Raw genomic sequence first — 25,048 nt, 5'->3', positions numbered from 1 at the left:
GGCGGACGGACACTTCTGGGGACAGCGTCGAAGTCTATGCCTCGGCACTGACACTCACGGGGCTGCCCCGCGTACCTTCACACCGAGGGCTTCGGGCACTTTCCGGTCGGCCCGCCCGTTGGAGACGACAGAAACGCTGTCGTACACATGCACCAGGAGGCACCCAGCGATGTCGGTCCCCCAGCTCAACGGCGAGCAGCGCGGCGACGAGATCCTCGCCGTCTTCGACACCGCCTTCGGCGAGCTCCTGGCCGCCGATCCGGCCGCGTTCCGCGTGAAGTTCCGGAAGATGGCGGCCTCGGCGTTCGCGTTCTACCGCGGCACGGCGTGCCTCTTCTACCACGACCTCGACGCCGAGAAGCGCGGCGGACCGTACCTGGACGAGCGCACCTCGCGCGTGTGGATCCACGGCGACCTGCACGCGGAGAACTTCGGCACGTACATGGACGCCAACGGGCGGCTGATCTTCAACGTCAACGACTTCGACGAGGCCTACGTCGGCCCCTTCACCTGGGACCTCAAGCGCTTCGCCGCCTCGATCGCCCTCATCGGGTACGCCAAGGCGTTCGCCGACGACCAGATCAGCGAGCTGGTGCGGATCTACGCGGGCGCCTACCGCCAGCGGGTGCACGCCCTGGCCACCGGCGCCAAGAGCGACGAGGTGCCGCCGTTCACCCTGGACACCGCCCAGGGCCCCCTCCTGGACGCGCTGCGCGACGCCCGCGCGCTGACCCGCTTCGGGCTGCTGGAGTCCATGACGGAGATCCGCGACTTCGAGCGCCGCTTCGCCCCGGGCGGCGGCTCCATCGAGCTGGACGCCGCCACGCGCTACAAGGTCCTCGCCGCCTTCGACGGCTACCTGGAGACGCTGCCGGACGCGTCCCTGGACCGCCCGGACTCCTACCGGGTCAAGGACGTCGTGGGCAGGCGCGGCATCGGCATCGGCTCGGCCGGGCTGCCGTCGTACAACATCCTGCTGGAGGGCCACACCGACGCCCTTGAGAACGACGTCGTGATCTACATCAAGCAGGCCCAGACCCCGGCCGTCTCCCGGCACATCACGGACCAGGCGCTGCGGGAGTACTTCCAGCACGAGGGCCACCGCACGGTGATCTCCCAGCGCGCCCTCCAGGCGCACGCCGACCCGTGGCTGGGCTGGACCGAGCTGGACGGCGCGGGCCAGCTGGTCGCCGAGGTCTCGCCGTACGCGGTGGACCTGGACTGGAGCGACATCGACGACCAGGAGGAGATCGCGTCGGTGGTCGCCGACCTCGGCCGGGCCACGGCCACCATGCACGCGGCGGCGGACGACACCTCGGGCGAGTCCCTGGTGCCGTTCTCCACGGAGCGCGCCATCGACGCGGCCATCGCGGCCGACGAGGAGGGCTTCGCGGAGCTTCTGGTCGACTTCGCGCACGGCTACGGCGCACGCGCGCGTGCCGACCACCAAGTCTTCGTGGACCTGTTCCGCAACGGCCGGATCCCGGGTCTGTGACGGAAAGGACACCAATCGGCGCTCCTGGGCCGTTCACAGGCGGCCTTTAGGGGTCTCTTACAGGAGCTCGTGACAGACTCTCCACGCCATGGACATATCCGGGACCCAGCTTCGAGCCGTACGCGCGGCGCTCTTCACGGCACTCGTCGTGACCCTGAGCACCGCGTCGCACGTGCTGCTGTCCCGCGCACCCCTGCCGCTGAACACGGTGGCCCTGCTGACGGCCGCCGTGTTCGTCCTCGCCTACGCCCTGGCCGGCCGTGAGCGGACCTTCGGCCGGATCGCCGCGCTGCTGGTGCCGCTGGAGCTGGCCGCCGACACGGTCCTCACCACCGGCCAGCACGTCTGCTACGGCAGGGCGGGCGGCCCGGTGGCCGGCCCCTTGGCATCGGTCGGCTGGGACGTGCTGTGCGGCGAGGGCACCCAGGTCGGGGCCCCGCTGGCCCAGGTCACCGGCACCGACCCCGGCCGGCTGGGCGGCCTGCTCGCCCATGTCGACCCGGTCACCGCCTGGCTGCTGCTCGGCGCCCACATCGGCGTCGGCCTCCTGGCCGCGGCCTGGCTGCGCCGCGGTGAGCGGGCGCTGGCCCAGCTGCTGAGCGCGGTCGCGGCGACCACGTTCCGGCCGCTGCTCATGGCGGTCGCCGCGGTGACGGTCCCGCCGACCGCCGCGGCCCGCCGTCTGCCGCGCCCCACCGGCCTTACGGCCGCCGCCCGCAGCCTCCTTCTCGCGCACTCCCTGGGACGGCGTGGCCCGCCGTGCTCGCCCGCCTTCGCGTGACCCGCGTGAACGGCATCTGAGCGGCACAGCCCACCCCTACGTATTCCGCACACGACGTGTGCGCGTCCCCATGGAGATCACGAAGATGAGCAAGCGAAACAGCCAGGCGGCGAAGACGGCGGCCCGGGAGCGGCTGCGCGCCGAGCGCGAGCGCGAGGCGAAGCGGGCCAAGGCCAGGCGGCAGATCATCGTCGCCGCCTCGATCGTCGGCGTCCTGGCGGCGGCCGGCGGCATCGGCTACGCCGTCGTCCAGGCCAACAAGCCCAGCCACTGGGAGGCCGTGAAGGACTCGAAGAAGAAGGTCGTCGCCCCGGCCAACACCAGCGGCACGAACGGCACGACCGTCATCATCGGCAAGGACAGCGCCAAGAAGACCCTGAAGGTCTACGAGGACCCGCGCTGCCCCGTCTGCGCCAACTTCGAGCAGACGGTCGGCTCGACCGTGGACAAGGACATCGAGGCCGGCAAGTACAAGATCCAGTTCATCGGTGCCACCTTCCTCGACGGCGACTCGCTGGAGAAGGGCAAGATCGGTGCCGGCGGCGAGGGGTCCAAGAACGCGATGAGCGCCCTGGGCGCCGCGCTGAACGTGAGCCCCGAGGCGTTCCTGGAGTACAAGACGGCGCTCTACTCGGCGAAGTACCACCCGCTGGAGTCGGACGACAAGTTCAAGGACGACAGCTACCTGATCGAGATCGCCGACACCGTCCCGGCCCTGAAGAACAACGCCAAGTTCCAGAACGCCGTGGAGAAGGGCACCTACGACGCCTGGGCGCTGGCCATGTCGAAGACCTTCGACACCAACAAGGAAGGCGTGACGGGCACTCCGGGCTTCGTCATGGACGGCAAGCAGCTGACCACCTCCCAGCCCAACAAGCCTTGGTCGGTGGAGGAGTTCAACAACGCGGTGGACGCGGCCCTCAAGGGCTGAACCGTCCTCCAGGAGAAGAGCGGGCGAACTTTTTCGAGTTCGCCCGCTCTTGTTCATACCGCTCAGTAACCTGATCGGCTGTGACGAGTCGATACAGATCATCCGAGCAGCTCAATTCCCTTACCCCGCGCCGCCGTACGGTCGTCAAGGCCGCGGCGGCGACGGCTGTCCTGGCCGGTCCGCTGGCCGCGGCCCTGCCCGCGGGGGCCGCCGTACAGGGGCCCGCCTTCCTGCACGGCGTCGCCTCCGGTGACCCGCTGCCCGACGGTGTCCTGCTGTGGACCCGGGTGACGCCGACCGCCGACGCCACGCCCGGATCCGGGCGCGGTCCTGCCACCGAGGTCAGCTGGGTCGTCGCCCGGGACAAGGCGCTGACGAACATCGTCGCCAAAGGCTCGACCACCGCGACCGCCGCCTCCGACCACACCGTGAAGGCGGACATCCGGGGTCTGGAGCCGGCCACCGACTACTGGTTCCGCTTCTCGGCCGGCGGCACGGACTCCCCGGTGGCGCGCACCCGGACCGCGCCCGCGGCGAACGCCTCCGTGACCGGCCTGCGCTTCGGCGTGGTCTCCTGCGCCAACTGGGAGGCCGGCTACTTCGCCTCGTACCGCCATCTCGCGGCCCGTGGCGACCTGGACGCCTGGCTGCACCTCGGCGACTACGTCTACGAGTACGGCACCGGCCAGTACGGCACGCGCGGCACCGTCGTGCGGCAGACGGAGCCCGCCAACGAGATCCTGACGCTGGCCGACTATCGCGGGCGGCACGGCAAGTACAAGACGGACGCCGATCTCCAGGCCCTGCACGCGAAGGCGCCGGTCATCGCGATCTGGGACGACCACGAGATGGCCAACGACGCCTGGTCCGGCGGCGCCGAGAACCACACCGAGGGCGCCGAGGGCGCGTGGGCGGCGCGTCAGGCCGCCGCCAAGCAGGCGTACTTCGAGTGGATGCCGGTGCGTCCGGCGATCGCGGGCACCACCTATCGGCGGCTGCGCTTCGGCAAGCTCGCCGATCTGTCCCTGCTGGACCTGCGTTCCTTCCGCTCCGAGCAGGTCAAGGTCGGCAACGGCGAGGTCGACGACCCGGACCGCACGCTCACCGGCCGCGCCCAACTGGACTGGCTGAAGGCGGGCCTGAAGTCCTCCGACACCACCTGGCGGCTGGTCGGCAACTCGGTGATGATCTCGCCGTTCGCGATCGGCGCCCTCCCCGCGGACCTGCTCAAGCCGCTGGTCAAGCTGCTGGGCCTGCCGCAGGAGGGCCTCGCCCTCAACACCGACCAGTGGGACGGCTACACGGACGACCGCCGCGAGCTGCTCGCCCATCTGCGCTCGAACGCGATCCGCAACACCGTGTTCCTGACCGGCGACATCCACATGGCGTGGGCCAACGACGTGCCGGTGAACGCCGGTACCTACCCGCTGTCCGCCTCAGCGGCCACGGAGTTCGTCGTCACGTCGGTCACCTCCGACAACCTCGACGACATAGTGAAGGTCCCCGAGGGCACCGTCTCCGCGATCGCCTCGCCGATCATCCGCGCCGCCAACCGGCACGTCCACTGGGTCGACACCGACCGTCACGGCTACGGCATCCTGGACATCACCGCCGACCGCGCGCAGATGGACTTCTACGTCCTGGCCGACAAGACCGAGCAGGACTCGGGCGCGTCCTGGGCACGTTCGTACCGCACCCGCAGCGGCACGCAGAAGGTCGAGCGCACCTACGACCCCGTGTGACGCGGCCGCTAGAGGGTTTCGAGGAAGCCGAGCGCCACCCGCCAGGTGGCCTCGGCGGCCTCCTCGTCGTAGTCCGGCAGGTCGGGATCGGTGTAGAGGTGGCCCGCCCCGGCGTATCGGTACACCTCCACGTCGGCGCCCGCTCTGCCCATCTGGAGATACCAGGCGCTCAGCCAGTCGTCCGTCTCGAACGGGTCCGGCTCGGCGACATGCAGTTGCACCGGCAGCTCGTCCACCGAGGCGTTCGCCGCGATGTCCGACGTGCCGTGCAGTAGCAGCAGCCCGCGTGCCTTCTCGTCGCCGAGCGCGAGGGTCTGGGCGATGGAGGCGCCGAGCGAGAACCCGGCGTAGACCAGCCCCCGGTCCGAGTAGGGGGCGGCGGCGAGCACGGCCCGCTTGAGCAGCTCGTCCTTGCCGATTCCCTCGTTGAACTCCATGCCCTCCTCGACCGTCTCGAACGTACGCCCCTCGAAGAGGTCCGGCGTCCACACCTCGTGTCCGGCGGCGCGCAGCCGGTCGGCGGCCCGGCGCACCGCGGGCCTGAGGCCGAAGGTCGAGTGAAACAGGATGATGTTCATGAGGCCATGGTGCCAGCCGGGTACGACAGTGCCGTGACCACCGCCTCACCGGCCCGGATGTTCATGACCCCCCTCGGCTGGTTACGTTCGGGGGCATGGAGAACATACTCCGACCGCTGATCGTGATCGGTGGCTCGGTGCTGCTCACCCTGATCATCGGGTGGGCCACCGACCGCCTGATGCGCAAGGCCGACGAACGGCACAGTGAGACCCCGCTGTGGGGTCTGCTGCGCGAGGCCCGCGTCCCCTACCAGCTCGTGCTGTGCACGGCCCTGCTCAGAGGGTCCTACGACGAGGCCGAGCTCTTCCAGGAGAACCGGGTCGCGATCGGCCGGGTGCTGACGCTGGTGCTGATCGGGGCGGCGGCCTGGCTGGCGATCCGTATCGCGGCGGCCGTCGTGGAGACGACGTACAGCCGTTACGCCCGCGCCCAGAGCGACCCGGCCCGGGTGCGGCGGGTGCGCACCCAGGTGACGTTGATCATGCGGGTGGTGTCGGCCGTCGTCGGCGTGGTCGCGGTGGCGTCGATGCTGCTGACGTTCCCGGCGATGCGCGCGGCCGGTGCCTCGCTGCTGGCCTCGGCCGGCATCCTCGGCATCGTCGCCGGTGTCGCGGCACAGTCCACGCTGAGCAATATGTTCGCCGGGCTGCAGATCGCCTTCGGCGACATGGTGCGCATCGGGGACACCGTCGTGGTGGACGGCGAGTGGGGCACCGTCGAGGAGATCACCCTGACGTTCCTGACCGTGCGGACATGGGACGAGCGCCGGATCACGATGCCCGTGTCGTACTTCACCTCGAAGGCGTTCGAGAACTGGTCGCGCGGCGGCGCGCAGATGACCGGCACCGTCTTCCTGCATGTCGACCACTCGGCGCCGCTGGAGGCGATGCGCGAGCGGCTCCGCGACATCCTGCGGGAATGCCCGGCGTGGGACGGCCGCGACTACGGCCTGGTCGTCACCGACTCCACGCCGAGCACCATGGAGGTGCGGGCCCTGATGACGGCGAAGGACTCGGACGACCTGTGGAAGGTCCGGGTCACGGTACGCGAGCAGCTGATCCGCTGGCTCACCGATGAGCACCCGTACGCACTGCCCCGCGTCAACGCGGCGGACGCGGCCCTGCCACCCGGGTTCCCGGTCTCCGGCCGCGGCTCGGCCCGCCGCACCCACCAGCCCGACCACCAGCCGACGGCGCGGCCGGAGCGTCCCTGACGGCTCAGTGGCCCCGCTCGGCCCCGCCGTTCACCTGGATGATCTGTGAGGTGATGTGCCCGGCGCCGTGGGACGCCAACCAGTGCAGGGTCGCGGCGACGTCCCCCGGCGCGCCGGCCCGCCCGGTCGAGGTCTCCGCGATCCGCAGGGCGCGCCGCTCCTCGTCCATCCCGTCGCCGAAGAACTCGGTGTCCTCGATGTACCCGGGCGCGACCACGTTCACGGTGATCCCGCGCGGCCCCAACTGCCGGGCCAGATCATGGGCGTACGGATGCAGCGCGGCCTTGGACGCCGCGTACGCCACGTTGCCGGACCCGCGGAAGGCGGCGATGGAGCCGAGGAACAGCACCCGCCCGCCGGGGTCGGCTAGCCGGTCCTTGAGGGCCTCGGTGAGCAGGGCAGCGGTCAGGGTGTTGAGGCCGAAGTTGAGGGTCCAGTTGTGCAGGACGACGTCAAGGGGCTCGTCGCTGTCCACCTTGGGCTCCAGATGCCCGGAGCCGCCGGCGCTGTGGATCAGTACGTCCACGGTGCCGAGCTCCGCCGCCACGAACCGCTCCACCCCGCGCACACCGCGTGGCCTGCTCAGATCCGCCGCGTAGGTGAGGGCCCCGGGCACCTGGGCCCGCTCCAGCACCTCGGCGCGTCTGCCGAGCAGCAGCACCCGGTCCCCGTCCGCCGCGAACAGCTGCGCCGCCGCGAGCCCGATTCCCGTACCGCCCCCACTGATGACAACGTTGCGAGCCATGATCAGATCGTACGAAGCAGTGGGCGCCCTCGGCGAGGTCACCGCAGGCTGCGCACGTCCAAATGCCGCAGCACCCGGTCCACCACCTCGGGGTCGGCCCCCGGCTCGCTGCGCGCCGCCAGCACCTCGTGCCGCGCCGCGCTCAGCAGCTCACCCTGGATCCGCCGCACCCGCTTCAACCGCCGCACGCGCTGCTGATGCGCCTCCCTGCGCTCGTCCTCGCCCATGTCGGGGCTGATCCGCACCCCGATCTCGAACGCCCGCCGAAGCATCTGCTCGGACAGCTCCTCAGGCAGGTCCTCGACGGCCTCGATCTCCTTCAGCCGCCGTTTCGCCGCCTTGGCCGCGCGCACCGCCAGCTGCTTCTCGAACTCCTTCTCCCGCTCGCTGTCGGCCCGCACCCCGAGCCGTTTCACCAGCCAGGGCAGGGTCAGCCCCTGCACCACCAGCGTCGCCATGATCACCCCGAACGCGATGAACACGATCTCGTTGCGGTCGGGGAAGGGATCGCCCGCGTCGGTCTCCAGCGGGATGGCCAGGGCCAGGGCGACGGACGCCACGCCGCGCATCCCCGACCACCACATCACCACGGTCTCGCGCCAGCTCACCGGGATCTCCTCGTCGACGTCCCGCTTGGCGTGCATCCGTTTGGTGAGCCAGGTGGCCGGCAGCAGCCACAGCAGCCGCACCACCACGACGACGCCGACCACCAGGGCCGCCCAGCCGAGCATCTCCTGCCAGCGCCCGGACGCCGTGCGCACCGCGATGTGCAGTTCGAGCCCGATCAGCCCGAACGCGACGCCGGTGACCAGCGTGTCGACGATGTCCCAGAAGGTGTGCCCGGCGAGCCGCGTCATCACGTCGTCGGCATCGGTGGCGTACTCGGCGAGGAACATGGCGGTGACGAGCACGGCGAGCACACCGGAGCCGTGCAGTTCCTCGGCCAGCACGTAGGAGGCGTACGGCACGAGCAGCGAGAGCCCGATCTGGAGGGTCGCGTCGCCCAGCAGGTCCATCAGCTTGTACGCGCCCCACCCGAGGGCGAGCCCGATGGCCAGCGCGACGACGGCGGAGAGCACGAGGTCGAGTCCCGCCTCCCACGCGGTGAAGTGACCGCTCACGGCGGCGGCGATCGCCACGTGGTACAGCACGATGGCGGTCACGTCGTTGAAGAGCCCCTCGCCCTCCAGGATGGACACCAGGCGCCTCGGCAGCCCGAGTTGCCCGGCGACAGCGGTCGCGGCGACCGGGTCGGGCGGTGCGACGAGCGCGCCCAGCGCGACGGCGGCGGCCAGTGGCAGCCCCGGCACGATCGCGTGGGCGACCGCGGCCACGCAGATCGTGGTGACGAAGACCAGCGCCACGGCCAGCAGGAGGATGGGCCGCACATTCGCCGCAAACTGCCGCCATGAGGTCCGCCGTACGGCCGCATACAGCAGGGGCGGCAACAGCAGCGGAAGGATCAGGTCCGGGGGTACGTCGATATTCGGCACGAACTCGAGCAGCGCGAGCACGATCCCGAGGAGCGTCATCAGCACGGGCGCCGGCAGCCCGTACCGGTCCCCCACCGGGACACTCACCACGGCCCCGAGCAACAGCACGAACAACAGGGCCAACTGATCCACGGTCAGCGCTCCGGTGATCTCGGCTTCCACACGGCAGGCCTCAAGCCTGCCACGCCGCCCTTCTCACCAGCGTCTCCGTGCCCCTCGGCTACAGAGCGCGCCGCATCGCGCGGTGCGGTATCCCCGCGTCGGGGAACTCCGGGCCGTACGCCACGTACCCCAGCCGTTCGTAGAACCCCAGGGCCTGCGTCTGTGCGTGCAGGTCCACCGAAGCGAGGCCACGCGTGTGTGCCGCCGCCTCGATGGCGCGCACCAGGGCCGCGCCCACGCCGAGGCCGCGGGCCGCCGGGGTCACGGCGAGGCGCCCCAGCGAGCCCACCGAGGGATCGCCGCCGACCTTGGCCGCGGCCGCGTCGCCGTACAGCAGCCGCCCGGTGCCGAGCGGTACGCCGTCCTCGCGGATCGCCAGCACATGCACGGCATCGGCGTCGTAGGCGTCGTACTCGATCTCCTGCGGTACGCCCTGCTCGACGACGAAGACCTCCTTGCGCACCGCGAAGCACGCCTCACGGTCGGCGGGGTCCTCGGCGACGCGCACGGTGTACGACGGCGAACTCACTGCCATGTCTCCTCACGGACCTGGTCGAGGGCCTTCTGGAGGTCGGCCGGGTAGTCGCTGGTGAACTCGACCCACTGCCCGTCCCCCGGGTGCTCGAAGCCGAGCCGCACCGCGTGCAGCCACTGCCGGGTCAGCCGGAGGCGCTTGGCGAGCGTCGGGTCGGCGCCGTACGTCAGGTCGCCGACGCAGGGGTGCCGGTGGGCGGCCATGTGGACGCGGATCTGGTGGGTGCGGCCGGTCTCCAGCTTCACATCGAGCAGGGAGGCCGCGCGGAACGCCTCGATGAGGTCGTAGTGCGTGATCGACGGCTTGCCGTCGGCCGTGACCGCCCACTTGTAGTCGTGGTTGGGGTGGCGGCCGATCGGGGCGTCGATGGTGCCGCTGGTCGGGTCGGGGTGGCCCTGGACCAGGGTGTGGTACCGCTTGTCGACCGTGCGCTCCTTGAACTGGCGCTTGAGCGACGTGTACGCGTACTCGGACTTGGCGACGGCCATCAGGCCCGAGGTGCCCACGTCGAGCCGGTGGACGATGCCCTGGCGCTCGGCGGCCCCGGATGTGGAGATCCGGTACCCGGCGGCGGCCAGCCCGCCGATGACGGTCGGCCCGGACCAGCCGGGGCTCGGGTGCGCGGCGACGCCGACGGGCTTGACGATGACCACCACGTCATCGTCGTCGTGCACGATCTCCATGCCCTCGACGGGCTCGGCGACGATCTGCACCGGCGCGGGGGCGCCCGGCATCTCGACCTCCAGCCAGGCCCCGCCGTGCACGCGCTCGGACTTGCCGACCACCGTGCCGTCGACCAGCACCTTGCCCGCCGCGGCGAGCTCGGCCGCCTTGGTCCTGGAGAAGCCGAACATGCGGGAGATGGCGGCGTCGACGCGCTCGCCCTCCAGGCCGTCCGGCACGGGCAGGGTACGGATCTCGGGAATCGTGCTCACCCGACGAGTATGCCGGACCGGACCGACAGCCCCGTACGGGCCTGTGGACAACTCTCCCGCGCGCTCAGTCCTTGTGCACGGTGCCGTCGGGGTCCAGCCCCTTGAAGGACAGCAGCACGATCAGGATGCCGCCGCACACGATCGCCGAGTCGGCGAGATTGAACACGGCGAAGTGCTTGGGCGCGATGAAGTCCACGACCGCGCCCTCGAAGACGCCGGGCGAGCGGAAGATCCGGTCGGTGAGATTGCCGAGCGCACCGCCGAGCAGCATGCCGAGCGCGATGGCCCAGGGCAGGCTGTACAGCTTGCGGGCGAGACGGGCGATGACGACGATCACAGCGGCCGCGATCACTGTGAAAATGATCGTGAAGGCCTCGCCGAAGCCGAAGGCCGCGCCCGCGTTGCGGATCGCCTCGAACTTCAGCCAGTCCCCGATGATCTCGATCGGGGGGTGGTGCTCCAGCTTGGCGACCACGATCATCTTGCTGATCAGGTCGAGTGCGTACGCGAACACGGCGACCCCGAACAGGACGGCGATCCGCCGCTTGCCCCGGGGCCGCTCGGACCCGGCGTCCGTCGTCTGCCCCTCGGACTGCTCCGGCGCGGCTCCCGCCGGCTCTGGGGTATCCGGCGTACCGATGATGCGCTCCGCCTCTGCCACGTGAGTCCCTCGACCTAGGTACCTGACTGAGGACGAGAGTACGACAAGACTCCCGGCGCCCGGGTCACCGGTCAGTACCTCCGTTCCTGCTTCTGCTTGCACTCCACACACAGGGTCGCGCGCGGAAATGCCTGCATACGAGCCTTACCGATCGGATTGCCGCAGTTCTCGCAGAGGCCGTACGTGCCGGCGTCGAGCCGTTCCAGGGCGCGCTCCGTCTGCTCGAGCATCTCGCGCGCGTTGGCGGCGAGCGCCAGCTCGTGCTCACGCGTGATGTTCTTGGCGCCGGTGTCGGCCTGGTCGTCGCCCGCGCCGTCCCCGGAGTCCCGCATCAGGCCGACGAGGGACTGCTCGGAGGACTCGAGCTCGGTGCGCAGCCGCATGTCCTCGGCCATCAGCTCGGCCCGCGCCTCCGCCACCTCCTCCGGGGTCCAGGGGTCCTCACCGGGGCGTACCGCGAGCTCGCCGGGCTCCACCGCCGCGGCGATGCGCGCCTTGGGAACGGCGGTCTTGGCCGCCGTGGCCGTGCCAGGGGTCTTCTTCGCAACCACCGTCGTGGCTCCCGTCTGCTCCGCGGCCTGCGCCGCGCCGACCTTCTTGACCCTGCTCTCGGCGACCGCACGCTTCCCGGCCGCGCTCTTCTTGGCGGTGCTCTTACTGGTGGCGCTCTTCTTGGGGGTGCTCTTGGATGTGCTCTTGGCGGCGCTCTTCGTAGTGGCCTTTTCGGCTGGAGCCCTCTTGGCCGCGCCCTTCTCCGCCTCGCCCTTCTCTGTCGCGCTCTCCTTGGCGTCGGCCACCTTGGCCGCTCGTCCCTTAGCCGCCTTCCCCTTGGAGGCGGTTTTGCCGGCCGCCGCCTCCTTGGTGGGCTCCCCCGCGGCCGCCTTCTTGGCGACGGTCTTCTTGCTCGCCGCCTTCTTGGCGGCCACCTTCTTGCCGACCTCTTTCTTCCCCGCGGCCTTCGGAGCCACCGTCCGCGCTGCCGCCGCCTTCTCGGCCGCCGGCTCGCCGTCCCCCCGCTCCCCCTGCACCGCCTTGACCGACTTCCCGCTCCCGGCCCCCGAGACGCTCCCCTGGGCCGCCTTCTTCCCGCTCACATCCTTGGCCGCACCGCCGGAGGCACCGGCACGCGCATGTGTGGATCTGCTCGACGCCGACTGCTGTACGGCGGTCTTCTTCGCCACCATGCCGCGGCCCCTTCACATATTGTGATCTTGCTCGCGAATCGTGCTGGGACGATAAATCGACTTGAGTCCCGCGGCAACGGGGCACACCGCCCGATTCGCCCGCCTCGCGCATGCCGCGCGCCAGACATGCATGCGTTGTGCCCAGCTCCCCGCGGGGTATGCAGACGAGCCGGACGTCCCAGATTCCGAACACGCGTACCGCACCATTCGGGTCATCGCCGCCCGGACACCAGCTCCGCCCGCCCACCCCGGAAAACCGGTCGGCCGCTGTCCGCGCGGCGCCGTACACTGGGCGGAGCGAAAAGCATGGATGGGGACGAGTAGCGGCGTACGCAGCCCAGAGCGACCCGGGGACGGTGGAAGCCCGGGGGCGAGCGCGACGTGAAGATCACCCCGGAGCCGCCGGAAGAAGACCCTCCCAGGGTTGGTAGACCCGGTATCGCGACCCCAATGAGGGGGCTCGCCGACGCACACCCCGCGTCGGAGGGCCAAGGAGGGTGGTACCGCGGGAGCGCGCCGAAACCGGCGTAAGGAAGACTCGGCTCTCGTCCCTCCGGACGGAAGGCAGCAAGTCCGCCGGAGGAAGCTCGCTGATGACAACGCCGACGTACCGCCAGGTACCCGCCCAGGTCGACCTGCCCGCGCTCGAGCACGCGGTGCTCGACTTCTGGCGCGAGCAGAAGATCTTCGCCAAGAGCCTGGAGCAGTCCGAGGGCCGCCCCGAGTGGGTGTTCTACGAGGGCCCGCCCACCGCCAACGGCATGCCCGGCGCCCACCACATCGAGGCCCGCGTCTTCAAGGACGTCTTCCCCCGCTTCCGCACCATGCGCGGCTACCACGTCGCCCGCAAGGCCGGCTGGGACTGCCACGGCCTCCCGGTCGAGCTGACCGTGGAGAAGGAGCTCGGCTTCAGCGGCAAGAAGGACATCGAGGACTACGGCATCGCCGAGTTCAACGCCAAGTGCCGCGAGTCCGTGCTCCGCCACACCGACGCCTTCGAAGAGCTCACGACCCGCATGGGCTACTGGGTCGACCTGGGCGACGCCTACGTCACGATGGAACCCGAGTACATCGAGTCCGTCTGGTGGTCGCTGAAGGAGATCTTCAACAAGGGCCTGCTGGTCCAGGACCACCGCGTCGCCCCCTGGTGCCCGCGCTGCGGCACCGGCCTCTCGGACCACGAGCTGGCGCAGGGCTACGAGACGGTCGTCGACCCCTCCGTGTACGTCCGTTTCCCGCTCACCTCCGGTCCGCTCGCCGGCGAGGCCGCGCTCCTGGTGTGGACGACCACGCCCTGGACCCTGGTCTCCAACACCGCCGTCGCCGCGCACCCCGAGGTCACCTACGTCGTCGCGACCAACGGCGAGGAGAAGCTCGTCGTCGCCGAGCCGCTGGTCGCCAAGGCCCTCGGCGAGGGCTGGGAGACCACCGGCCAGTCCTTCACCGGCGCCGAGATGGAGCGCTGGACGTATCAACGACCGTTCGAGCTGGTGGAGTTCCCGGAGAACGAGGGCGGCACCCACTACGTGGTCAACGCCGAGTACGTCACCACCGAGGACGGCACGGGTCTGGTCCACCAGTCCCCCGCCTTCGGTGAGGACGACCTCAAGGTCTGCCGCGCCTACGGCCTGCCAGTGGTGAACCCGGTCCGCCCGGACGGCACCTTCGAGGAGGACGTCCCCCTGGTCGGCGGCGTCTTCTTCAAGAAGGCGGACGAAAAGCTCACCGAGGACCTCCAGCAGCGCGGTCTGCTCTTCAGGCACATCCCGTACGAGCACAGCTACCCGCACTGCTGGCGCTGCCACACCGCGCTGCTCTACTACGCGCAGCCGTCCTGGTACATCCGCACGACCGCCATCAAGGACCGTCTCCTCCAGGAGAACGAGGACACCAACTGGTTCCCGGAGACGGTCAAGCACGGCCGGTACGGCGACTGGCTGAACAACAACATCGACTGGGCGCTGTCCCGCAACCGCTACTGGGGCACCCCGCTGCCGATCTGGCGCTGCGAGGAAGACCACCTCACGGTCGTCGGCTCCCGCGCGGAGCTCACCGAGCTGACCGGCACCGACCAGTCGGGCCTGGACCCGCACCGCCCCTTCATCGACGACGTCACCTTCGACTGCCCGGAGTGCGCCAAGACGGCCACGCGCGTGCCGGAGGTCATCGACGCCTGGTACGACTCGGGCTCGATGCCGTTCGCGCAGTGGGGCTACCCGTACAAGAACAAGGAGCTGTTCGAGGCCCGCTACCCGGCCCAGTTCATCTGCGAGGCCATCGACCAGACCCGCGGCTGGTTCTACACGCTGATGGCGATCGGCACGCTGGTCTTCGACAAGTCGTCGTACGAGAACGTCGTCTGCCTCGGCCACATCCTCGCCGAGGACGGCCGCAAGATGTCCAAGCACCTGGGCAACATCCTGCAGCCGATCCCGCTGATGGATCAGCACGGCGCGGACGCGGTGCGCTGGTTCATGGCGGCCGGCGGCTCCCCGTGGGCGGCACGCCGCGTGGGCCACGGCACGATCCAGGAGGTGGTGCGCAAGACGCTCCTCACCTACTGGAACACGGTCGCCTTCCAGGCCCTGTACGCCCGTACGTCGAACTGGGCGCCCTCCGCGGCCGACCCGGCCCCGGCCGACCGCCCGGTCCTGGACCGCTGGCTGCTGTCCGAACTGCACGCGCTGGTCGACCAGATGACCCAGTCCCTGGACGCCTACGACACCCAGCGCGCCGGCAAGCTGCTCTCGGCGTTCGTCGACGACCTGTCCAACTGGTACGTCCGCCGCTCGCGTCGCCGCTTCTGGCAGGGCGACAAGGCGGCGCTGCGCACCCTGCACGAGGTCGTGGAGACGGTCACCAAGCTGATGGCCCCGCTGACCCCGTTCATCACCGAGCGGGTCTGGCAGGACCTGATCGTGCCGGTGACGCCGGGCGCCCCGGAGTCGGTCCATCTGTCCTCCTGGCCGGAGGCGGACCTGTCGGCGATCGACCCGGACCTGTCGAAGCAGATGGTGCTGGTGCGCCGGCTGGTCGAGCTGGGCCGCGCCACGCGCGCGGAGTCGGGCGTGAAGACCCGCCAGCCGCTGTCCCGGGCGCTCATCGCCGCGACGGGCTTCGACGCCCTCGACCGTGAACTGCACGCGCAGATCACGGAGGAGCTGAATGTGAGCTCGCTCGCATCGCTCTCCGAGGTCGGCGGCAGCCTGGTGGACACCACCGCCAAGGCCAACTTCCGCGCCCTGGGCAAGCGGTTCGGCAAGCGCGTCCAGGAGGTGGCGAAGGCCGTCGCGAACGCGGACGCGGCTGCGCTGTCCCTGGCGCTGCGCGAGGGCACGGCCTCCGTGGAGGTCGACGGCGAGACGATCACGCTCGCGCCGGACGAGGTGATCATCACCGAGACCCCGCGCGAGGGCTGGTCGGTGGCGTCCGACTCGGGTGCCACGGTCGCCCTGGACCTGGAGATCACGGAGGAGCTGCGCCGCGCGGGCCTGGCCCGTGACGCGATCCGCCTGATCCAGGAGGCCCGCAAGAACAGCGGCCTCGATGTGGCCGACCGGATCGCCCTGCGCTGGACGGCGACGGACCCGGCGACGGTCGCGGCCCTCGGCGACCACGCCACGCTGATCGCCGACGAGGTCCTGGCGACGGACTTCGCCCAGGGCGAGGCGGACGACACCTATGGCTCCGCCTTCACGGACGAGGGCCTGACCCTGACGTTCCGCCTCCGCAAGCAGTAGCGGGACACGGCCGCACGACCGAAGGCCCGGGTCCACCAAAGAATCTTGGTGGGCCCGGGCCTTCGGCGTTGTGTCCGTAGGACACCCCACCCACCCCCGAACAAACACCGCAAACCCCGTGAACACGCGTAGCAAAAGGGCGGGGCCCCGGATCAAAATCCGGGGCCCCGCCCTGAACGCTGCCGACGCCTACGGCGTACTACCAACCGTCAGTTGTCATCCTCGTCGATGAGGAACCCGCGCATCGGCGACGGGGCCTGGCCCATGGGGCCCGGACCCTGCGGACGCACCGGCGCCATCGGCTGGGTCATCGCCGGGGACATCTGCTGCTGACCGCCGTAGGACGGGGCAGCCGGGGACGGCGCGCCGCCCATCGTCTGGTTGCCGCCGTACGACGGGGCACTCGCGCCGGCCGGTGCCATGGAGGGCGCCGGGGACGGCGGGAGGGACGCGGTGGCCGGGGTGCGCGGCGGGGCGAGCGAGTCGTCCGCCTGGGTCTCCAGCTGGCGCAGCTGGGACTCCAGGTAGGACTTCAGCCGCGTGCGGTACTCGCGCTCGAAGCCGCGCAGGTCCTCGACCTTGCGCTCCAGCGTGGCGCGGGCGGACTCCAGGGAGCCCATCGCGACGCGGTGCTTCTCCTGCGCGTCCCGCTCCAGGGCGTCCGCCTTGGCACGGGCGTCACGCTCAAGACCCTCGGCACGCGAACGCGCCTCGCCGACGATCTTGTTGGCCTCGGAACGGGCCTCGGCGATCGCCTGGTCGGCGGTCTGCTGGGCGAGCGACAGAACGCGGGCCGCGCTGTCGCCGCCGGGGCCGCCCTGACCGGGGCCGCCCATCGGGCCGGGACCACCCATGGGACCGCCCATCGGGCCGCCCATCTGCTGCATGGGGGGCTGGCCCATCGGCCCCGGACCCTGGCCCATCGGACCGGGACCCTGAGGGCCACCCTGACCGCCGGGACCGGCGGGCAGCTGCGGAGCACCGCTGGGCAGCTGGGGCGGACCACCCATGGGGCCACCCATCTGCTGCTGCGGCGGGCCCGATATGCCGGCGGGGACGGGAGCCCCGGGACCGCGCATGCCCTGCTGGGGCATACCGCCCTGCGGCATGCCTCCCTGCTGCTGGTCCTGCGGCCCGCCAGGTCCCTCCGGCGGCTTGCGCATGTTCTGCTGGTTCTGGGCAGCAGCACGCGTGGCGGCGGCCAGCTTGGCGCGCAGGTCCTCGTTCTCGCGAAGGAGGCGGGTCAGTTCGGCTTCGACCTCATCGAGGAAGGCATCGACCTCGTCCTCGTCATAGCCTTCTCGGAGGCGGACGGTCGTGAACTGCTTGTTCCGCACGTCCTCGGGGGTCAACGGCATCTCTTCACCTCAACGTAGTCGTCGGCAGTCGGCAAGACCGTATCTGTCACATCGTTCACATCGCGCTCCGTACAACGGTGATCAGGATGTAGACGATGATCATCAGTACGAAGAAGGACAGGTCGAGCGCCACGCCCCCGAGACGCAGCGGCGGGATGAACCGCCGCAGAAGCTTCAGCGGTGGATCAGTGACAGTGTAGGTGGCCTCCAGAACGACCACCATCGCCTTGCCGGGTTGCCATGAGCGGGCGAACTGGAAGACGTAGTCCATGACCAACCGGAAGATGAGCACGATGAGGAACACCATCAGCGCGATGTAAAGAACCTGCATGACCACGCTCATGACTGGTGTTTCCCTCTCCCCTGTTTCAAGTTCCGTGCTGTTCTTCCGGTGGTGCGTCTCAGCTCTGGTTGAAGAACCCGCCCTCTGCGATGCGGGCCTTGTCCTCCGCCGTGACATCGACGTTAGCAGGAGACAACAGGAACACCTTCTGGGTCACCCGCTCGATGCTGCCGTGAAGACCAAACACCAAACCGGCCGCAAAGTCGACAAGTCGCTTTGCGTCTGTGTCATCCATCTCAGTCAGATTCATGATCACCGGGGTGCCCTCACGGAAGTGTTCCCCGATGGTACGGGCCTCGTTGTAGGTCCGGGGGTGAAGTGTGGTGATCCGGTACGGCTCTCGTTCCGACACGACCTTGGGCATGATCACCGGTGCGTTCTTCTCCAGGCTTGCGCGTTCTTGTGTGATGGACGCCACGGGCGCGATGCGCGCCGGGCGGCCGGATTCCGCGGGTAGCGAAGTCGCACGTGCCACCGGTTCACGAGGCGCGGGCGGTTGGACGATTCGCACCTCTTCGTCCCTTTGGGACTGATGTGCACTGTGCGACTGATGTGACGGCTCATGCCGTCGATGGTCCCGCTCGGGCTCCGGGTCCAGTTCGGGCTCGAAGTCGTCATCGGGATCGAACCCCCGGCCGTCGTACCCATCGTCCTCCACGAGGCCGAGGTAGACCGCCATCTTGCGCATCGCGCCGGCCATTCTCTGAGTCCTCCGCTCTGTGGTGGATCGGCGACTGCCAAGTGCCTGTGATCCACACGGTCGTTACGCCCGCCTTTCGGCGACATTGACCATATTTTCTGCTGTGGTCCGACTTCTTGGCGACGTTACCCGAGCCTGGGGCGGACTCCGAGTACCGCAGTGCCGACGCGCACATGTGTCGCACCCGCCGCCACCGCCTCTTCGAGATCCGCACTCATCCCTGCCGACACCATGTTCGCAGCCGGATGGGCTCGGCGCAGGTCGGTCGACAAATCCATCAACCGCCCGAACGCCGCCTGTTGGCGCCCCGCGTACTCCCCGGTGAGCGGAGCGACGGTCATGAGCCCGGCCAGCCGCAGCCCCGGAGACTTCGCCACGAGGTCGGCCAACTCTTCGATCCCGCCGGGCGCCACACCACCCCGCTCACCCCTCTGGCTCTCTCCCGCGTCCAGCGCCACCTGGATCAGGCAGCCGACCTCGCGCTCCTGCCGTACGGCCTCCTTCGACAGGGCCGTCACCAGCCTGGAACGGTCGACGGACTGCACGAGATCCGCGTAACCGACCACGGATCGCACCTTGTTGGTCTGCAACTGGCCGACAAAATGCCACACAAGGGGCAGATCCGAGCATTCGGCGGCCTTGGGGGCCGCGTCCTGATCGCGGTTCTCGGCGACATGGCGCACACCGAGTTCCGACAGGACCCGCACATCGCTCGCGGGGTAGGTCTTGGTGACCACGATCAGGGTCACCTCCTCGCGGGGGCGCCCGGCGGCCGCGCAGGCGGCGGCGATCCGGTCCTCCACTTTCGCCAGGTTCGCGGCGAGTTCGTCCTTACGGTCCGTCATGTCCATTCAGTCCAGCCAGACATAGCTCGCGAGCCGCCCTGTGGTGCGGTCGCGGCGGTACGAGAAGTGGTCGCCGGACTCCAGCGTGCACACCGGCGACTGCGCCCGCTCGTGCACGCCGAGCCGCGCGAGCTGGGCATGTACTCCGGCGGCCACATCCACCGCCGGTGTGCCCCAACTCGTCTCGGCGTACGCCGCCGGCTCGTCGGCCGCCACCTCGGCGCGCATCGCCTCCGGCACCTCGTAGCACCGGCCGCACACGGCCGGTCCGGTGCGGGCGACGATCCGGGCGGGGTCGGCGCCCAGTTCGGTCATCGCGCGTAGCGTGGCCGGGACGACCCCGGCGGCCATGCCCGGCCGGCCCGCGTGCGCCGCGGCGGCGATGCCGGCGACCGGGTCGGCCAGCAGGACCGGCACACAGTCGGCCGTGAGGACGGCGAGGGCGAGACCCCGCCGCGCGGTGACGATCGCGTCGACCTCGGGCACCGGACGATCACCCCACGGTGCGTCGATCACGGCGACATCCGTCCCGTGCACCTGGTTCATCCAGACGACGTCACCCGGGGCGAGCCCGAGCGACTTGGCGGCGAGCTCGCGATTGGCCAGTACGGCGCCGGTGTCGTCACCGACCGCCCCGCCGAGGTTGAGCTGCTCATACGGAGCGGCGCTCACCCCGCCCCACCGGTCGGTGAAGGCGAAGTGCGCGCCGCTCACGATGTCGCGCTGTCCTATCACGTCTGAAGGATCACTTAAGGAAGTCCGGGACGTCCAGCTCCTCCGCGGCGCTGTCGGCGTAGGTCCGCGACGGCGGTACCGGCGGGGCGACCGGGATGTCGGCCACCGGCTCCGGCGTGGGCTCCGGCTCCTCCTTCGGCGTGACGCTGCCGAGCGAGCCGAAGGACGGGCGGGACTCGGGCTGCCGTACCGGAGTGGGCTCCTCGCGGCGGGGCGCGGAGGAGGTCGAGCCGAGGACGTTGTCCCGGCGGGCCGGCGGCTGGCCGCCGTCGAAGCCGGCCGCGATCACGGTGACGCGGACCTCGTCGCCGAGGGCGTCGTCGATGACCGCGCCGAAGATGATGTTGGCCTCGGGGTGGGCGGCCTCGCTGACCAGCTGGGCCGCTTCGTTGATCTCGAAGAGGCCGAGGTCGGAGCCGCCGGAGATGGAGAGCAGCACGCCCCGGGCGCCGTCGATGGACGCCTCCAGGAGCGGCGAGGAGATCGCCATCTCGGCCGCGGCCACCGCGCGGTCGTCGCCGCGGGCCGAGCCGATGCCCATGAGTGCCGAACCGGCCTCGGACATGACCGACTTCACGTCGGCGAAGTCGAGGTTGATGAGGCCCGGGGTGGTGATGAGGTCAGTGATGCCCTGGACACCGGAGAGCAGGACCTGGTCGGCCGACTTGAAGGCGTCGAGCACCGAGACCTGGCGGTCCGAGATGGACAGCAGCCGGTCGTTCGGGATCACGATGAGGGTGTCGACCTCTTCGCGCAGCTCGGCGATGCCGTCCTCGGCCTGGTTGGCCCGGCGCCGTCCCTCGAAGGTGAACGGCCGTGTGACCACACCGATGGTGAGGGCGCCCAGGTTGCGTGCGATGTTGGCCACGACCGGCGCGCCGCCGGTGCCGGTGCCGCCGCCCTCACCGGCCGTCACGAAGACCATGTCGGCCCCCTTGAGGACCTCCTCGATCTCCTCGCGGTGGTCCTCGGCGGCCTTGCGGCCCACGGCCGGGTTGGCTCCGGCGCCGAGTCCGCGGGTGAGTTCACGGCCGACGTCGAGCTTGACGTCGGCGTCGCTCATCAACAGCGCCTGTGCGTCAGTGTTGATAGCGATGAACTCGACGCCCTTGAGACCGACCTCGATCATCCGGTTGATGGCATTGACACCACCGCCGCCGACACCGATGACTTTGATGACTGCGAGGTAGTTCTGCGGTGCTGCCACGTCGAAGGCCTCTCGCCTCGAGTTACGGGTCGTCGGAACGCGGGGAGCGATGTGCTTCGCGAACCGGCGACTGATGCCGAATGGGACGGTCCGTAGCGCCGACCCGAACCCTAACCCTGAAGTTTAGGGTTACCAGTGTGTCTGTTCCTTGAAGTCTTCTGAACAGGACACTAAGTCGACAAGTGGCGCACGTTCAACGAACACGCCGAACCTCCCGTTTTTCTTTTCACCCTATGTGATCAGCCATGTCGCTGCCCAACCAGGGTGCTGGCCTGCGCGGATGTGCGTCAACTTCCCGATGACGCGGGGGCCGTGGGAACGCTGACGTCGAAGTGCCGCGCATCCGGCGAGGCTTTCATGAGAGCGGTAAGTGTGCGAGCCTTCGCCGCCCCCTTCTCGCCACTCCCCCAGGCGACGGTCGCGCCTCCGCTCAACACCAGCGAGATGTCGTCGTAGGAACGGACCTTGACGACCTGGGTGCTGTGCGCGACAGCGGCCGGAAGGGCGTCGGCGACCCGCACCGCTTCCCGCGTCAGACGGGCCTCGCCGAAACGGCGCAGACTCGCGGCGGCGGAGCTGGACCGGGTCAACGACAATTCCAGTGTGGGAACGCCTTTCGGGGCATCAGAAACCGTGGCGAAACGGACACCTTCATCGTCCACTTCGATGAACTTTCCGCCCTTTTGAACAACCAGAACCGGAGTACGCTCCGCCACTTTCAGGTCGATTCCATGGGGCCACGAGCGGACCACGTCAACCTCGTCAATTCGGGGCAATTTCCGGCGCAGTCGCGCCTCAATCGCTCCGGTGTCGACGGAAATCAGCGGTGCCCCGACGGGGGCGTCGGCCGCGTCGAGGACCTGTCCGGGCGTCAGAACCCGGGTCCCGGCGACCGATACCCGCTCGACGCGCAGCCACTTGGAGCCGTACAGCGCCCAGACGGAGCCGCCGCCGAGGAGCGCGAGGAAGACAACAAGAATGATCATCGTACGAAGTCTTGGCAGCCTCAACCGCCGCCGGGCGAGGGGCGGGTCGGACGACTCCTGCTGGCGTTCACCGCGCTCGGCGGTCGTCGGTCCGGCCACGCTCCCTGCCCTCCGTCATACGGTCGCTAACGGCGCTGCGAGGCGATCGCCTCGTACACCATGCCGACGAGCAGGTCGTCGGCGTCCCGGCGGCCGAACTCGCTTGCGGCGCGGGACATCTCGTACAGCCGGTGCGGGTCGGCCAGCACGGGCAGGACGTTCTGCTGCACCCACTCGGGCGTGAGTTCCGCGTCGTCGACCAGCAGCCCGCCGCCGGCCTTGACCACCGGCTGGGCGTTCAGCCGCTGTTCGCCGTTGCCGATGGGCAGCGGGACATAGGCGGCCGGGAGTCCGACGGCGGAGAGTTCGGCGACGGTCATCGCGCCCGCGCGGCAGAGCATCATGTCGGCCGCGGCGTACGCGAGGTCCATCCGGTCCACGTACGGTACCGGGATGTACGGGGGCATCCCCGGCATCTGATGCACCTGCGGCAGTTCGTTCTTCGGGCCGACCGCGTGCAGGACCTGGATTCCGGCCTGCTGGAGCCAGGGCGCGACCTGCTGGACGACCTCGTTGAGCCGGCGCGCGCCCTGCGAGCCGCCGGAGACCAGCAGCGTGGGCAGGTTCGGGTCGAGGCCGAACGCGGCGCGGGCCTCGGGGCGGACGGCGGCCCGGTCGAGGGTGGCGATGGTCCGGCGCAGCGGGATGCCGATGTAGCGCGAGTTGCGGAGCTTGCTGTCCGGGGTGGAGACGGCGACCTGGGCGGCGTACCGCGAGCCGATCTTGTTGGCGAGGCCCGGACGGGCGTTGGCCTCGTGGATGATGATCGGCACACCGAGGCGCTTGGCGGCGAGGTAGCCGGGCAGGGCGACATAGCCGCCGAAGCCGACGACGGCGTCCGCCTTGGTGCGCTCCAGGATCTGCTCGGTCGCCTTGATCGTGCCGCGCAGCCGGCCCGGGACGGTGATCAGCTCGGGGGTGGGCTTGCGCGGCAGCGGTACGGCTGGGATCAGCGCGAGTTCATAGCCGCGCTGCGGCACCAGCTTGGTCTCCAGGCCGCGCTCCGTGCCCAGGGCCGTGATCCCCACGGTCGGGTCCTGCCTGCGCAGGGCGTCCGCGAGGGCGAGCGCGGGCTCGATGTGGCCGGCGGTCCCCCCACCGGCGAGTACGACATGCACCGAAATTCACCGCTCTCCGGACGGACGCGCCGCATTGGCACGCCGTCGCATCGTGTTCCATCTCCGAGGCCCCCGGTCACGCACGGCGCCTCCCGCACGCTTTCTACCAAAGCGGGGTTGCCGCACGGAAAGCGCTGCCCGCGCAGCGGGCTCGTCGCGTGCGAAGGCGATGAGCAGCCCGATGGCGAACATGGTCGGCAACAGGGCGGACCCTCCGTACGAGAACAGCGGCAGGGGGACGCCGGCGATCGGCAGCAGGCCGAGCACCGCACCGATGTTGATCACGGCTTGCGCGGTGATCCAGGTGGTCACGCCTCCCGCGGCGTACCTCACGAAGGGGTCCTCCGTGCGTCCGGCCACGCGGATACCCGCATAGCCTAGAGCCGCGAAGAGGGCGAGCACCGACAGCGTCCCTGACAGGCCCAGTTCCTCACCGGTGACGGCGAAGATGAAGTCGGTGTGGGCTTCGGGGAGTTGGCCCCATTTCTCCACACTCGCACCCAGTCCGGAGCCGAAGATCCCGCCGGACGCGAGCGCGTAGATGCCGTGCACGGCCTGCCAGCAGTCGACGGAGCCGCCGCGCGGCTCGGTGGCGCCGAGACAGGCGAGACGGGCCATACGGTTCTCGCTGGTCTTGATCAGGGCCAGTCCGATGAGCCCGGCGACCGACAGGACCCCCACGAACAGCCTGGTCGGGGCCCCCGCCAGCCAGAGCAGGCCGAACAGGATCGCCGACAGGATGATCGCCGTACCCATGTCGCCGCCGAGCATGATCAGCCCGAGCAGCATGAAGGCGACCGGGACGAGCGGCACCAGCATGTGCTTCCACTGGTTCAGCAGCTTCTTGTCCTGCTTGCGGGCGATCAGGTCGGCGCCCCACAGCACCAGCGCCAGCTTGCCGAACTCACTGGGCTGGATCTGGAAGGAGCCGCCGAGGGCGATCCAGTTCTGGTTGCCGTTGACCGCGACTCCTATCCCGGGCACCTGCACCAGCGCCATCAGGAAGACGGCGCCCGCGAGGATCGGATAGGCCAGCGCCCGGTGCAGCTTGATCGGCATACGGGAGGCGGCGAGCAGCAGCCCGGTGCCGATCGCGGCGGCGAGCAGCTGCTTGCGGAAGAAGTACGACCCCGGCAGCGACATCTGCAACGCGGTGATCTGGGAGGCCGAGTAGACCATCACCAGACCGAGCACGGTGATCAGCAGGCTGCCGCCGAGGATGAGGTAGTACGCGGTCAGCGGCCGGTCCCACGCCTTCTGCACGCGCGCGTGGAGCCGCCGTACCGGGTTGTCGTGCGGCGGCCGCGGAGTGACGGGGCGCCGCACGGCCCGCTGCACGGGGGGTCCTCCCGTACGGCTACCGGGCATGGGCGCTCACCGCTTCGCCGTGGGCGTACCTACCGTCCGGCCACATCCGAGTCACGCGTCCCTCCAAGGGTCCCGAAGCACCCGCTGTGGCCG

Annotated in this window: 22 protein-coding genes; 6 read left to right on the top strand and 16 right to left on the bottom strand. The window is 70.0% G+C overall.

The window, feature by feature from the left end; translation table 11 throughout:
* The first annotated feature begins 169 nt into the window (after positions 1–169).
* The 4 genes from IE325_RS15495 to IE325_RS15480 all read left to right on the top strand — a co-directional run bounded on the left by IE325_RS15495 (position 170) and on the right by IE325_RS15480 (position 4,949).
* Positions 170–1,495, top strand: a complete 1,326-nt coding sequence (locus IE325_RS15495) for a DUF2252 domain-containing protein (RefSeq protein ID WP_190070481.1) — start codon at positions 170–172, stop codon at positions 1,493–1,495.
* Between the two features lie 88 nt (positions 1,496–1,583).
* The gene (locus IE325_RS15490; RefSeq protein WP_190070480.1) at positions 1,584–2,276 is read left to right on the top strand and encodes a hypothetical protein; all 693 of its coding nucleotides are present in this window, start codon (positions 1,584–1,586) and stop codon (positions 2,274–2,276) included.
* An 85-nt stretch (positions 2,277–2,361) separates the two neighbouring features.
* Positions 2,362–3,207, top strand: coding sequence for a thioredoxin domain-containing protein (locus tag IE325_RS15485; protein WP_190070479.1), 846 nt, complete (start codon positions 2,362–2,364; stop codon positions 3,205–3,207).
* 80 nt (positions 3,208–3,287) lie between these two features.
* Positions 3,288–4,949 (top strand): alkaline phosphatase D family protein, encoded by a 1,662-nt coding sequence (locus IE325_RS15480; protein WP_190070478.1) that lies wholly within the window; start codon positions 3,288–3,290, stop codon positions 4,947–4,949.
* Between the two features lie 8 nt (positions 4,950–4,957).
* On the opposite strand, the gene IE325_RS15475 is transcribed toward IE325_RS15480, so the two are convergent.
* The gene (locus tag IE325_RS15475; protein WP_190070477.1) at positions 4,958–5,527 is read right to left on the bottom strand and encodes a dienelactone hydrolase family protein; all 570 of its coding nucleotides are present in this window, start codon (positions 5,525–5,527) and stop codon (positions 4,958–4,960) included.
* A 95-nt stretch (positions 5,528–5,622) separates the two neighbouring features.
* On the opposite strand from IE325_RS15475, the gene IE325_RS15470 reads away from it, so the two are divergent.
* Positions 5,623–6,741, top strand: a complete 1,119-nt coding sequence (locus tag IE325_RS15470; protein ID WP_190070476.1) for a mechanosensitive ion channel family protein — start codon at positions 5,623–5,625, stop codon at positions 6,739–6,741.
* Positions 6,742–6,745: 4 nt separating this feature from the next.
* Here the strand turns inward: IE325_RS15470 and IE325_RS15465 are convergent, their stop codons facing one another.
* From IE325_RS15465 to IE325_RS15440, 6 genes are all read right to left on the bottom strand, one after another.
* Positions 6,746–7,486, bottom strand: a complete 741-nt coding sequence (locus tag IE325_RS15465; RefSeq protein ID WP_190070475.1) for an SDR family NAD(P)-dependent oxidoreductase — start codon at positions 7,484–7,486, stop codon at positions 6,746–6,748.
* Between the two features lie 38 nt (positions 7,487–7,524).
* The gene (locus IE325_RS15460) at positions 7,525–9,111 is read right to left on the bottom strand and encodes a Na+/H+ antiporter (RefSeq protein WP_190070811.1); all 1,587 of its coding nucleotides are present in this window, start codon (positions 9,109–9,111) and stop codon (positions 7,525–7,527) included.
* 88 nt (positions 9,112–9,199) lie between these two features.
* Positions 9,200–9,670 carry a GNAT family N-acetyltransferase gene (locus tag IE325_RS15455; protein WP_373315179.1) on the bottom strand — a complete coding sequence of 157 codons (471 nt, stop codon included), beginning with the start codon at positions 9,668–9,670 and terminating at the stop codon, positions 9,200–9,202.
* Positions 9,667–10,611 carry an RluA family pseudouridine synthase gene (locus tag IE325_RS15450; RefSeq protein ID WP_190070473.1) on the bottom strand — a complete coding sequence of 315 codons (945 nt, stop codon included), beginning with the start codon at positions 10,609–10,611 and terminating at the stop codon, positions 9,667–9,669. Before IE325_RS15450 ends, IE325_RS15455 begins: the two co-directional genes overlap by 4 nt.
* 64 nt (positions 10,612–10,675) lie before the next feature.
* Complete coding sequence (gene lspA / locus IE325_RS15445; protein ID WP_190070472.1) at positions 10,676–11,272, bottom strand: signal peptidase II; 597 nt, start codon at positions 11,270–11,272, stop codon at positions 10,676–10,678.
* Positions 11,273–11,343: 71 nt separating this feature from the next.
* Positions 11,344–12,456 carry a TraR/DksA C4-type zinc finger protein gene (locus IE325_RS15440; protein WP_190070471.1) on the bottom strand — a complete coding sequence of 371 codons (1,113 nt, stop codon included), beginning with the start codon at positions 12,454–12,456 and terminating at the stop codon, positions 11,344–11,346.
* 593 nt (positions 12,457–13,049) lie between these two features.
* Here IE325_RS15440 and ileS point away from each other — a divergent pair.
* Positions 13,050–16,196 (top strand): isoleucine--tRNA ligase, encoded by a 3,147-nt coding sequence (gene ileS, locus IE325_RS15435; protein WP_190070470.1) that lies wholly within the window; start codon positions 13,050–13,052, stop codon positions 16,194–16,196.
* Positions 16,197–16,405: 209 nt separating this feature from the next.
* Here the strand turns inward: ileS and IE325_RS15430 are convergent, their stop codons facing one another.
* The 9 genes from IE325_RS15430 to ftsW form a co-directional block, all read right to left on the bottom strand.
* Positions 16,406–17,554, bottom strand: a complete 1,149-nt coding sequence (locus tag IE325_RS15430; protein WP_190070469.1) for a DivIVA domain-containing protein — start codon at positions 17,552–17,554, stop codon at positions 16,406–16,408.
* 55 nt (positions 17,555–17,609) lie between these two features.
* The gene (locus tag IE325_RS15425) at positions 17,610–17,897 is read right to left on the bottom strand and encodes a YggT family protein (RefSeq protein ID WP_147996538.1); all 288 of its coding nucleotides are present in this window, start codon (positions 17,895–17,897) and stop codon (positions 17,610–17,612) included.
* 58 nt (positions 17,898–17,955) lie between these two features.
* The gene (locus tag IE325_RS15420; protein WP_030950524.1) at positions 17,956–18,597 is read right to left on the bottom strand and encodes a cell division protein SepF; all 642 of its coding nucleotides are present in this window, start codon (positions 18,595–18,597) and stop codon (positions 17,956–17,958) included.
* A gap of 125 nt (positions 18,598–18,722) precedes the next feature.
* Positions 18,723–19,442, bottom strand: coding sequence for a YggS family pyridoxal phosphate-dependent enzyme (locus tag IE325_RS15415; protein WP_190070468.1), 720 nt, complete (start codon positions 19,440–19,442; stop codon positions 18,723–18,725).
* Positions 19,443–19,448: 6 nt separating this feature from the next.
* The gene (gene pgeF, locus IE325_RS15410) at positions 19,449–20,177 is read right to left on the bottom strand and encodes a peptidoglycan editing factor PgeF (protein ID WP_190070467.1); all 729 of its coding nucleotides are present in this window, start codon (positions 20,175–20,177) and stop codon (positions 19,449–19,451) included.
* A gap of 10 nt (positions 20,178–20,187) precedes the next feature.
* Positions 20,188–21,384, bottom strand: coding sequence for a cell division protein FtsZ (ftsZ, locus tag IE325_RS15405; RefSeq protein ID WP_190070466.1), 1,197 nt, complete (start codon positions 21,382–21,384; stop codon positions 20,188–20,190).
* A 287-nt stretch (positions 21,385–21,671) separates the two neighbouring features.
* Positions 21,672–22,469 carry a cell division protein FtsQ/DivIB gene (locus tag IE325_RS15400; protein ID WP_190070465.1) on the bottom strand — a complete coding sequence of 266 codons (798 nt, stop codon included), beginning with the start codon at positions 22,467–22,469 and terminating at the stop codon, positions 21,672–21,674.
* 26 nt (positions 22,470–22,495) lie between these two features.
* Positions 22,496–23,587: an undecaprenyldiphospho-muramoylpentapeptide beta-N-acetylglucosaminyltransferase gene (gene murG / locus IE325_RS15395; protein WP_190070464.1), complete on the bottom strand. Its 1,092-nt coding sequence runs from the start codon at positions 23,585–23,587 to the stop codon at positions 22,496–22,498.
* Between the two features lie 6 nt (positions 23,588–23,593).
* Positions 23,594–24,955 carry a putative lipid II flippase FtsW gene (gene ftsW / locus IE325_RS15390; RefSeq protein WP_190070463.1) on the bottom strand — a complete coding sequence of 454 codons (1,362 nt, stop codon included), beginning with the start codon at positions 24,953–24,955 and terminating at the stop codon, positions 23,594–23,596.
* Positions 24,956–25,048: the final 93 nt, after the last annotated feature.

It is taken from the genome of Streptomyces lanatus (assembly GCF_014655715.1).
GTDB lineage: Bacteria > Actinomycetota > Actinomycetes > Streptomycetales > Streptomycetaceae > Streptomyces > Streptomyces lanatus.
Note: the sequence above shows the minus strand (reverse complement) of the source record. Positions and strands in the feature narration are given on the sequence as shown.

What these genes read in the sequence shown, in the direction of transcription:
- IE325_RS15495 (WP_190070481.1), top strand. Translation starts at nt 170, where the DNA reads ATGTCGGTCCCCCAGCTCAACGGCGAGCAGCGCGGCGACGAGATCCTC.
- IE325_RS15490 (WP_190070480.1), top strand. Translation starts at nt 1,584, where the DNA reads ATGGACATATCCGGGACCCAGCTTCGAGCCGTACGCGCGGCGCTCTTC.
- IE325_RS15485 (WP_190070479.1), top strand. Translation starts at nt 2,362, where the DNA reads ATGAGCAAGCGAAACAGCCAGGCGGCGAAGACGGCGGCCCGGGAGCGG.
- IE325_RS15475 (WP_190070477.1), bottom strand. Translation starts at nt 5,527, where the DNA reads ATGAACATCATCCTGTTTCACTCGACCTTCGGCCTCAGGCCCGCGGTG.
- IE325_RS15470 (WP_190070476.1), top strand. Translation starts at nt 5,623, where the DNA reads ATGGAGAACATACTCCGACCGCTGATCGTGATCGGTGGCTCGGTGCTG.
- IE325_RS15465 (WP_190070475.1), bottom strand. Translation starts at nt 7,486, where the DNA reads ATGGCTCGCAACGTTGTCATCAGTGGGGGCGGTACGGGAATCGGGCTC.
- IE325_RS15440 (WP_190070471.1), bottom strand. Translation starts at nt 12,456, where the DNA reads ATGGTGGCGAAGAAGACCGCCGTACAGCAGTCGGCGTCGAGCAGATCC.
- ileS (WP_190070470.1), top strand. Translation starts at nt 13,050, where the DNA reads ATGACAACGCCGACGTACCGCCAGGTACCCGCCCAGGTCGACCTGCCC.
- IE325_RS15430 (WP_190070469.1), bottom strand. Translation starts at nt 17,554, where the DNA reads ATGCCGTTGACCCCCGAGGACGTGCGGAACAAGCAGTTCACGACCGTC.
- IE325_RS15425 (WP_147996538.1), bottom strand. Translation starts at nt 17,897, where the DNA reads ATGAGCGTGGTCATGCAGGTTCTTTACATCGCGCTGATGGTGTTCCTC.
- IE325_RS15420 (WP_030950524.1), bottom strand. Translation starts at nt 18,597, where the DNA reads ATGGCCGGCGCGATGCGCAAGATGGCGGTCTACCTCGGCCTCGTGGAG.
- IE325_RS15415 (WP_190070468.1), bottom strand. Translation starts at nt 19,442, where the DNA reads ATGACGGACCGTAAGGACGAACTCGCCGCGAACCTGGCGAAAGTGGAG.
- ftsW (WP_190070463.1), bottom strand. Translation starts at nt 24,955, where the DNA reads ATGCCCGGTAGCCGTACGGGAGGACCCCCCGTGCAGCGGGCCGTGCGG.